This is a genomic window from Micromonospora orduensis (assembly GCF_006228125.1).
In the GTDB taxonomy this organism is placed as follows: Bacteria; Actinomycetota; Actinomycetes; order Mycobacteriales; family Micromonosporaceae; genus Micromonospora; species Micromonospora orduensis.
In genome coordinates this window covers 1-9,848 of the sequence record NZ_VDFY01000299.1, presented here as the reverse complement: position 1 = coordinate 9,848, position 9,848 = coordinate 1, and the positions used below count along the sequence as shown (strand labels likewise).

Below are 9,848 nucleotides of genomic sequence, written 5' to 3'. Positions count from 1 at the left end.
AGATGGGTATAAGAGACATCGGTTGGGACAGTCCGGTGCTGAAGCGGGTCGAATCCGCCGCCAGATCCGGATGTTCCACGTCGAGCGCCAGCACCGCGGCCTCGTCCAACCCCAACTCGGTGCCCTCGCCGTACGCATCGTCGAAGGCCGCGTCACCCAACGCGGCCCGCAGCTCCGCCTGCCGCTCGGCCCAGTAGCCGCCGTAGATCCCCGGCGTCGCCCGCATGCTCGCCCGGGTGGCCTGCGCCGCCCCGAACAACCGAGCCGCAGTCAGCCGGTTCCCGCCGGCCGCGCAGCGCACCGCGATCGCGTTCAACGTGTCGCAGGCACCGCCGTGATAGCCGTGACCCATCCGCGAACGCAACGCCACCAGCAGATGCTCGTGCGCGGCGATCACGTCGCCCCGGGCCAGCGCGACCATCCCGAGCAGCATGTCCACCGACCGTCGGCCCCGCTCCACCGGCCGGGCCGCCTCCACCGGACGGACCGCCCCCAGCAGGTCCGCGGCCTCCTCCAGCGCGCCCCTTCGCCACAGCAGCTCGGCCAGGCTGAACACCGCGAACAACGCCTCGCCGACCACGTCCTGCCCGTGCGCCCAGTCGATGACCTCCCGGCACACCCGCTCGGCCTCGGCGAACTGCCCCATGTCGACAAGCGGCGCCGCACGACCGGCGAGCACCCGCGCCAGCAACCCGGCGTCGCCGGCCTGCCGGGCCGCCGCCTCCGCCCGCTGGGAGAAACGCAACTCCTCGGCGAACTCGCCGTCCGCGCCGGCGTGCAGGGAGTGCATGTGGTACGCCGCCGCCAACTCCGCCTCCGGGATCCGCTCACCGGTCTCGGCGATGCGCCCGTACAGCCGGAACAGCCACAGCCGCCCCTCCCGGGCCAGGCCACGCTCCCGCCACCACTGGTCCAGCCCGCCGGCCAGACCGAGGCCGGCGCGGGCGCTGCCCCCGGTGGCACACCACCGCAGCGCCGCCCGCAGCTCCCCGGCCAGCGGGTCCAGGGTGTAGAGCGACAGCGTCACCGGCCGCCCGTCCGGGCCCAGATGCGCCCGCTCCAACGCGTGCGCCGACCAGGCCACGTGCCGATCCCGGGCAGCCTGCTCCTCACCCGCCTCGGCCAGCCGGCGCGCCGCGTACGCCCGGATCGGGTCGAGCATCCGGTACGTGCTGCCGGCCGCCCGCGGCTCGGCCAGCACCATCGACTTGTCCACAAGCACCGACAGTGGATCCAGCGGGTCGTCGCCCAGCAGCCACTCCACCGTCGCCAGGTCCACCGGGCCGGCGAAGACCGCCAGCCACCGCAGCAGACGGGCGGCCCGGGGCCCCAACGTCCGGTACGACCAGGTGACGGTGGCCTGCATGGTCAGATGCCGTTCGGTGGCCGAACGCTGCACCGCCCTGCTCGCCGGAGTCGGCGGCGACGCCCCGGCCGCGGCCGCCACCAGGTCCACAGTGTCCTGCTGGTTGCCGGACCAGCCCCGCTCCACCGGCGGCGGCTCCGGATCCTCCCGGCCGGCGTCCAACGTGCCGAGCACGTCGTCCAGCCGCTCGGCGAGCTGACCGACGGAGAGCACCCGCAGCCGGGCCGCCGCCAACTCGATGGCCAGGGGCAGCCCGTCGAGCCGCTGCACCACCCGACGCAGGTCGGCCGACTCGGCCAGTTCCGGCTGCCGGCCACCCCGCGCCGCCGCCGTACGGTCCAGCAACAGCGCGACCGCGTCGCTCTCCGCGCCGTCGCCCCGCGGGTCCACCGAGAGCGGCGGAATCCGCCACACCACCTCGCCGGGCAGGCTGAACGACTCGCGGCTGGTCGCCAGCACCCGTACGCCTCCCCCACCGGAGAGCAACCGCGCGATGACCTCCGCGCACGCCGCCGGCTGCGTGTCGCAGGTGTCCAGCACGACAAGCATCCGACGACCGGCCGCGTACTCGACGAGGGTGTCCAGCATCGGGCGGCCCGGCTCCGGTCGCAGCCCGAGCACGGCGGCGATGGCGAACGCCACCAACCCCGGGTCGGTCACCGAGGCGATGTCGACGAACCACACGCCGTCCGGGTACGCCTCGACCACGCCACTGGCCAGCTCCACCGCGAGCCGGGTCTTGCCCGCCCCACCGGCGCCCAGCACGGTGACCAGGCGGTGCCGCTCCACCAGCAGGCCCAGCTCGACGCGCTCGGTCTGCCGGCCGACGAAGGACGTCACCTGCGTCGGCAGGTTGTGCGCAACCGCGTCGGCGGTGCGGGGTCGGGGGAACTGCCGCTCCAGGCCCGGCGCGACGAGTTGGAACAGCCGCTCCCGGTCGTCGAACCCGCGCAGCCGGTGCAGGCCCAGGTCGAGCAGGGTGGCACCGGCTGGCAGCGGGTCGGCCCGGCGGGCGGTCGACGCCGAACAGAGCACCTGCCCGCCGTGCGCCGCGGCGGCCACCCGGGCCGCCCGGTGCACCTCGGGGCTGGCGTACTCCCCGTCGCGCGACTCCGCGTAGCCGGTGTGCAGGCCCATCCGCACCCGGGGCGCGGCCTCTGGGGTGGGCCAGTCGTGGCTCGTCAACGCCCGCTGTGCGGTCAGGCAGGCGGTCAGGGCCGCCGTCGCGTCGTCGAAGGCCAGGAAGAACGAGTCGCCCTCGGTCAGCAGCTCCGCGCCGCCGGTGCAGGCGAGCGTCCGGCGCAGCAGCCGGCGGTGCTCGGCGAGCACCGGGCGGTAGTCCGAGCCGAGCAGCTGGGCCAGCCGGGTCGAGCCCTCGATGTCGGTGAACACGAAGGTCACCCAACCGCTCGGGAGCTGGATCCGTGGCGACATGCGTGGAACCTCCGCCCGTGACGTCGGGTTCATGCTGCCTGAGTCCGAGCGGTCACGCATCGTGAGAACGGCCGGCCCGGTGCCGCCTCAAAGTGCCACTCGAACCCGCTCCCGGCAAGGGCAGCCCACCAGACGGCGGCGAACCGGCCCGATCAGCAACCGCAGGCGCCGCCGCAGCAACCGCCCCCGCCCGGGGCCGCGGCACCACCGGACGGACCACCCACGCCCCGGCCGGTGACCGCGACCGCGGACAGAAGCTTGACCGTGTCGGCGTGTCCCTGCGGGCAGGTCGCCGGCTCGCCGGCTGCCGCCATTGGACGGTTGACCTCGAAGGTGTCGCCGCAGGCGCGGCATCGGAACTCGTACCGGGGCATGGCATCAGGGTACGTGGACCTGACGCTCGGCGGGGCATGGGTAATACTCGACGGGTGGTGGACGGCGAGGACCAGAAGCGAGTACGACCGCTACGACCGTCCGCGCCGCTGGACGGTTCGGGAGCCGCGCCGGATCCGGCGCCGAGGGTGGTGCCCCGCCCCCGCCGCCCCTGGCTGAGCGGAAGCTCCACCACCACGTCCTCCACCTCCCCGACGGCCGACACGCCGAGCGGTGAGCCGAAGGCCGTCGAGCCGACCGCGGACCCGGCGAAGGCGACCACCGGATCGGACGCCCCCGAGCCGACCGGCGGACCGGCCCCGGCGACGGGCCTGGCCGTGACCACTGTGGACGCGGCGCCTTTCCCGGCGGTCGTCGATCCCGGGCGACGTCGCCGGGTGCCGTTCGCGCACGCCGTACGACTGCCGCCGCCACGCCAGGCCGCGACGACCGCCGCCCGGGCGACCCGGGCCTGGGCCCGCCGGCCCAGTGGCCGACTCACCCTGCCCGGCGTGTTCCTGCTGGCCCTGGTGGCCGCGACCGCCGCGGCGGGCGCGCTGCTCGTGCCCGCCACCATCCGCGCCCCCCGACCGGTCGCCGTCGACTCGTCCGAGACGCCGACCGCCGCCGCTCCGCCGGTCGGCCTGCCCTCCGGTGGGCTGCCCACCGGCCTGCCCGGTGGCGGAGTGCCCACCGGCGGGCCGACGGGCGGAATCCCCACCGGCGGGTTCCCGACCGGCCCGGCCGTCCCACCGGTGGCCGGCGGACGCCCCTCGGACGCGCTGGCCGGCTGGGCCCAGCAGGTCGGCGCCAAGGTGGGTGTCCCGCCGGTCGCCATGCAGGCATACGGCTACGCCGAGCTGGTGCTCGCCCAGACCAACCGCAGTTGCGCGTTGAGCTGGACCACGCTGGCCGCGATCGGTCAGGTCGAGTCGGGGCACGGCTCGGCCAACCGCGCTCGGCTGGGGCAGGACGGCAAGGCGCTGCCAGAGATCATCGGGCTGCCGTTGGACGGCAAGGACGGCCGGATGCGGATCATCGACACCGACCGCGGGGCCCTCGACAGGGACGCCACCTTCGACCACGCGATCGGGCCGATGCAGTTCATCCCGACCACCTGGCAGGAGATCGGCGCGGACGCGGACAACGACGGGCGCAAGGACCCGCACGACCTGGACGACGCCGCCCTGGCAGCCGCGAACTACCTGTGCAAGGGCGGCCGCAACCTGAGCATCCCGGGCGACTGGTGGAACGCCATCCTGTCGTACAACGACGTGCGCCGGTACGCCCAGGACGTCTACGACACCGCAAACCGGTACGGACGGTCCAGCCGTACGTGAAGTGATCGTTCACATACATTGGAGAACTGGACACTTCCCCCGGGCTGCTGTTAGCGGCAAGCTAGACGGGTGATGGTGCGCGAGTGGGACCCCAGGACCGCGTCGTCCGCCGAGATCGCGTCGCTGCTGGACACGCTGAACGCGGTTCTTGCGGCCGATCTGCCGCAGGACCCGCCCTGGCGGGAGACCTCCCTGCGGGAATACCTCGCCGAGGTGATGCCCGGCGAACGGCGGATCTCCTGGATCGCCCAGGCCGACCCGACCGACCCAGCCGATCCGGGTGCGATTCTCGGCCAGGTCCATGTGCTGCTCCTCGGCGACATCGGCGTGCTCGAGGTGCTGGTGCACCCGTCGGTCCGACGCTCCGGGCTCGGCCGTGACCTGGTGCTGCGTGCCGCCCGGCGGGTCTACCAGGAGGGCTTCCAGTCGATCGGGGTGGAGGTCGTCGGCGACACGCCGGCGGTGGGCTTCTACGAGTCGCTCGGCTTCGCCCGGGAGTACGTGGAGACGCGCAGCGTCCTCGACCTGTCCGCGGTCGACTGGCCGGAGCTGGCCGAGATGGCCACCGGCGTCGCGGCGGGTTACCACCTGGAGTTCTTCCCCGGCGGGCCGCCTGACGACCTGATCGAGGCGTACGCGCGGGCCAAGGCCGAGGTGCGCGACGTCGACGACGGCGAGTTGCGGCCCAGCTCGTACGATCCGCAGCGGCTGCGGGACAGCCTGGACACCCTGCACCGGCGGGGCATGAAGCCGTACATCGTGCTGGCCCGGCACGAGCAGAGCGGTGAGGTGGCCGGCCTGACCGAGGTGGTGGTGCCGGCGCAGCACCCGACCCGCGCCGACCAGTACGACACGATCGTCGCGCAGGACCACCGGGGTTACGGCATCGACCGGGCGATCAAGGCCCGGATGCTGATGGAGCTGCGGTCCGCCGAGCCGGAGCTGGTCGAGGTGCAGACCTGGAACGCGCAGGCCAACGAGGCGATGCTCAAGGTCAACGCAGAGCTGGGTTACCGGCCCGACCGGGACTGGTGCGAATACAGCGTCGACGTCGCCGAGCTGGTGCACCGCCTCGACCCGCCGCGCTGAGGAATTCACGAAACTGTCCGATGGGGGATGGACGATGGACAGTCGGGCACCTTAACGTGCGTTGACCCCCGTCCACCCATCGTGGAGGCCCTATGCGCCCGCGCCGCTCAATAGCCGCGCTCGCGACCGCCACCGCCGCCGTGACCGTCACGGCGCTCGGCGTCGCACCCACCGCGGCCAGCGCCGCGCCCACCGACCTGTTCATCTCGGAGTACGTCGAGGGATCGTCGAACAACAAGGCGATCGAGCTGTTCAACGGCACCGGCGCCGCAGTCGACCTGACCGCCGGCGGCTACCAGTTGCAGCTCTACTTCAACGGCTCCACCACGGCCACCACCATCGCGTTGACCGGGAGCGTGGCCGCCGGCGACGCGTTCGTCTTCGCCAGCGCGTCGGCCTCGGCCGCCGTCCTCGCCCAGGCCGACCAGACCACCGGGGCGAGCCTGTTCAACGGCGACGACGCGATCGTGCTGCGCCGGGGCACCACGGTGCTCGACTCGATCGGCCAGGTGGGCGTCGACCCGGGCACCGAGTGGGGTGCCGGCGCGACCAGCACCGCGGACAACACCCTGCGCCGGCTGGCGAGCGTGACCGCCGGTGACACCGACCCGTCGGACGCGTTCGACCCCGCCGCCCAGTGGGCCGGCCTCCCGGTCGACACGTTCGACGGGCTCGGCGCGCACACCGTGGACGGCGGCGGTCCGGTGGACGTACCGGCCACGTTGACCTGCGGCGGACCACTTGTCACCGCGGCGGGCACGGCCGCGAGCCGCGAGGTCACCGCCGCCGATTCCGACGACACGATCGTCGACCTGGCGGTCACGTCGGTCAGCCCGACCCCGACCGCCGGCTCGATCTCCCGTACCGCGTTCACTCCGGCCGACGGGGTGGGCGGCACCGCCCGCGCCACGGTCGGCGCGAGCGCCGACCTGGCCGCCGGCGCGTACACCGTGACGGTGACCGCGACCGACGCGGGCGGCGGCACCGCCACCTGCGCGCTGGCCGTGCAGGTGACCCGGGAGCTGACCGTCGGGGAGGTGCAGGGCCCGACCACCGACGCCGAGTCCGGCCCGTCGGACCGGTCACCGCTCGCACCGGCGAGCGGCAATGGCACCAGCAGCACGATGTACGACGTACGTGGCGTGATCACCCAGTTGACGCTTGCCCGCACGTCGGCCGGGGCGGAGCAGCACGGGTTCTTCCTGCAGAGCCGCGCCGGCGACACCGACGGCGACCCGACCAGTTCCGACGGCGTCTTCGTGTTCATGGGCGCGTTCACGTCGCTGATCGGCGGGTACGTGCCGACGGTCGGTGACGAGGTGGTGCTCCGGGCTCGGGTGTCGGAGTACTACAACTTCACCCAGCTCTCCGGCGCCTCACTGGTCCGCCGGATCGCGACCGGCCTGGACGTGGACGCCGAGGTGGCGGTGACCGTCGCGGCGCCGCCTGTCGAACTGACCGACGCGCAGCGCTTCTGGGAGCGGCACGAGGGTTCCCGTCTGCGCGTACGCGCGGGCAGCGGCGCGGTGAGCGGCCGGGATGTCTTCTCCTCCACGGCTGACGCGGAGTTGTGGGTGATCGACCGGGACGATCCGTTGCTGGACCGCGCCGACCCGTACTCCCGGCGGGTCTTTCGGGACTCGCACCCGTTGGACAACGATCCGACCCGCCGCTTCGACGACGGCAACGGCCAGCGGGTGCTGCTCGGCAGCATGGGCGTGAAGGCCACCTCCGGGGACAGCGCGGCGCTGCTCCCGCCGGCGCACACCTTCGACAGGCTGCGCGCGGACGCGGTGGGCGGTGTCTACTACTCGTTCGAGAAGTACGGCGTCCAGGTCGAGCGGGCGGAGTTCGACGCCGGGGCGGACCCGTCGAGGAACAACCCACCCAAGCCGGCGGACCGGTCGCAGGAGGTGGCGGTCGCCACGTACAACGTGGAGAACCTGTACGACTACCGCGACGACCCGTTCGACGGCTGCGACTTCGCCGGCAACGCCGGCTGCACCGGGGTCAGCCCGCCGTTCGACTATGTGCCGAGCAGTGAGGCGGACTACCGCGAGCACCTGACGGCGCTCGCCGACCAGATCGTCACCGATCTGCACGCACCGGATCTGATCCTGGTGCAGGAGGCCGAGGACCAGGACATCTGCACCGTGTCCGGGGCGGCGCTGGCCTGCGGCGACACCGACAACGCCGATGGCGCTCCGGACAGCATCCAGGAGTTGGCGCTCGCGGTGGCGCAGGCGGGCGGGCCGGCGTACGCCGCGGCCTATGACCGAACCGGCGCGGACGCCCGCGGGATCACCGCCGCGTTCCTGTACCGCACCGACCGGTTGTCGTTGCCGGCCGCGACGGCGGACGACCCGCTGCTGGGTTCGGCGCCGACCGTCCAGTACCGCGCCCCGGGGCTGCCGGCGAACGCCGACGTGCAGAACCCGAAGGCGCTCAACGCGGTGCTGCCGTCCGACGTGGACACGTCGACCGGCCGGGACGGCACCAACGTGTTCACCCGGGCTCCCCAGTTGGGTGAGTTCAGCGTGGCCGCCGCGCCCGGCTCGTCCGAGCGGTTCACCCTGTACGCGCTCAGCAACCACTACTCCTCCGGCCCGGACGGCCGGATCGGGCAGCGTCGGGAGCAGGCCCGCTACGGGGCGGCGATCGTCACCGCGATCGAGGCGGCCGACCAGAACGCCCGGGTGGTCTACGGCGGTGACCTGAACGTGTTCCCCCGCCCCGACGACCCGATCGCGACGGGCAGCGAGCCCACTGTGTCGGACCAGCTCGCGCCGCTGTACGAGGCGGGCCTGCACAGCCTGTGGGACAACCTGGTGGCGGAGGTGCCGGCTTCCGCGTACTCGTACAGCTTCGAGGGGCAGGCGCAGACGCTCGACCACCTGTTCGTCAATGACGCGCTCTACGGCGATCTGGTGCAGGTGCGGGCGGCGCACATCAACGCGGACTGGCCGGCGGAGTTCACCGGCGACGGGTCGCGCGGGTCCAGTGACCACGACCCGCAGGTGGCGAGGTTCCGGTCCCGGTCGTCGTTGACGGTCGCCGACGCGACGGTGGTCGAGGGTGACCAGGGCACGCGGCAGCTCACCTTCACCGCGACCGTGTCCCGGCCGTTGTCCCAGCCGGTGCTGCTCTGCGCCACCACGGTCGGCGGCACGGCGCAGGCGGGTTCGGACTTCGACATGTACGTCGGCTGCAAGGTGTTGGCCGCTGGGCAGACGTCGGTCGCCTTCCCGGTGACCGTGCGGGGTGACCGGAAGCGGGAGCCGAACGAGAAGCTGACGCTGCTGGTGGCCGGCGTGCCCGGCCTGCGGCTGGCCGATCCGCTGGCGACGGGCACCATCACCAACGACGACTGACGTCGAGCGCTCCCGGCCGAGGCCCGTCGATCCGAAACCGGATCGGCGGGCCTCGCTCGTGGTCGCGCCAGGTCAGACCACCCCGCGCGGCGGCCAGGGTGGCCGGGGCAGGTGCCGGTGTTGGGCCACCCGCACCTCCCACTGGCTGCGCAGCCGCATCGCGTCCCGAACTGCCCTGTCGCGGTAGAACGTCTCCGGTGGGCGGGCCAGCCCGTAGATGTCCGCCCACCACTCGCCCAGCTCGGGGTCGAGGATGGTGTCGAGGTGCGACGGGTAGCGGCGCTCCGCGCCGTTGCGCGTGTCCTGCCAGTCCAGCATCGGTTTCAGCACTCGGCCGAACTCGTCCACCACGGCCAGCCGGTGGCCGACCACGCCGATGATCCGCCGGAGCAGGACGATGCTCGGCACCATGCGTCCGGCCTCGATCCGACCGATGGTGGCATGGTGCACACCCGCCCACCGAGCCAGCTCGCGCTGGCTCAGGTCGGCGCGACGGCGGACCGCGCGGACGATACCGGCGGCCGGCCAGGGCGCGTCGGAAGGCTCGGTGAGCAGCACCGGCTCGGATGAGGCTGACGAATCGCTCATGCAGCCACCGTCCCGCCTGGTGAAGCTGACCGCAATCCCGGTCACCGCACCTGTGGACAACGAGCCGACCTGTGGATAAAGCCCGCGCCGACGGATCACTTTCCGTGCTCGCGGCACCCCCACGCGCCGCCAATACGCTGCGTCACGGATCTCCTGGCGCCACAGCGAGCCGGAAACTCAGCACATGCCCCAGCCCTGGCCCGACCAGGGCAACCCCGATGCCGACCGGTAGGACCCCCAACCCCCCGCCAACCCCCTTTGCTCTGCAGCTCGATATGCACCAATGGC

At 73.1% G+C, this 9,848-nt stretch carries 6 protein-coding genes; 3 read left to right on the top strand and 3 right to left on the bottom strand.

The features are described 5' to 3' along the window. Both FHG89_RS31515 and FHG89_RS31510 read right to left on the bottom strand, forming a co-directional pair. Positions 1–2,800: ATP-binding protein (locus tag FHG89_RS31515; RefSeq protein WP_139588027.1), on the bottom strand; the 2,800-nt coding region annotated here is incomplete at its 3' end. A gap of 152 nt (positions 2,801–2,952) precedes the next feature. Next, positions 2,953–3,174: an FmdB family zinc ribbon protein gene (locus tag FHG89_RS31510; protein WP_139588026.1), complete on the bottom strand. Its 222-nt coding sequence runs from the start codon at positions 3,172–3,174 to the stop codon at positions 2,953–2,955. Between the two features lie 54 nt (positions 3,175–3,228). Between FHG89_RS31510 and FHG89_RS31505 the strand changes: the two genes are divergently transcribed. From FHG89_RS31505 to FHG89_RS31495, 3 genes are all read left to right on the top strand, one after another. Further along, positions 3,229–4,512, top strand: coding sequence for a lytic murein transglycosylase (locus FHG89_RS31505; protein WP_139588025.1), 1,284 nt, complete (start codon positions 3,229–3,231; stop codon positions 4,510–4,512). A gap of 72 nt (positions 4,513–4,584) precedes the next feature. Beyond that, positions 4,585–5,601: a GNAT family N-acetyltransferase gene (locus tag FHG89_RS31500; RefSeq protein WP_139588028.1), complete on the top strand. Its 1,017-nt coding sequence runs from the start codon at positions 4,585–4,587 to the stop codon at positions 5,599–5,601. A 92-nt stretch (positions 5,602–5,693) separates the two neighbouring features. Next, positions 5,694–8,972: a lamin tail domain-containing protein gene (locus tag FHG89_RS31495; protein WP_139588024.1), complete on the top strand. Its 3,279-nt coding sequence runs from the start codon at positions 5,694–5,696 to the stop codon at positions 8,970–8,972. Between the two features lie 72 nt (positions 8,973–9,044). On the opposite strand, the gene FHG89_RS31490 is transcribed toward FHG89_RS31495, so the two are convergent. Beyond that, complete coding sequence (locus FHG89_RS31490; protein ID WP_139588023.1) at positions 9,045–9,560, bottom strand: helix-turn-helix transcriptional regulator; 516 nt, start codon at positions 9,558–9,560, stop codon at positions 9,045–9,047. Positions 9,561–9,848 lie beyond the last annotated feature (288 nt).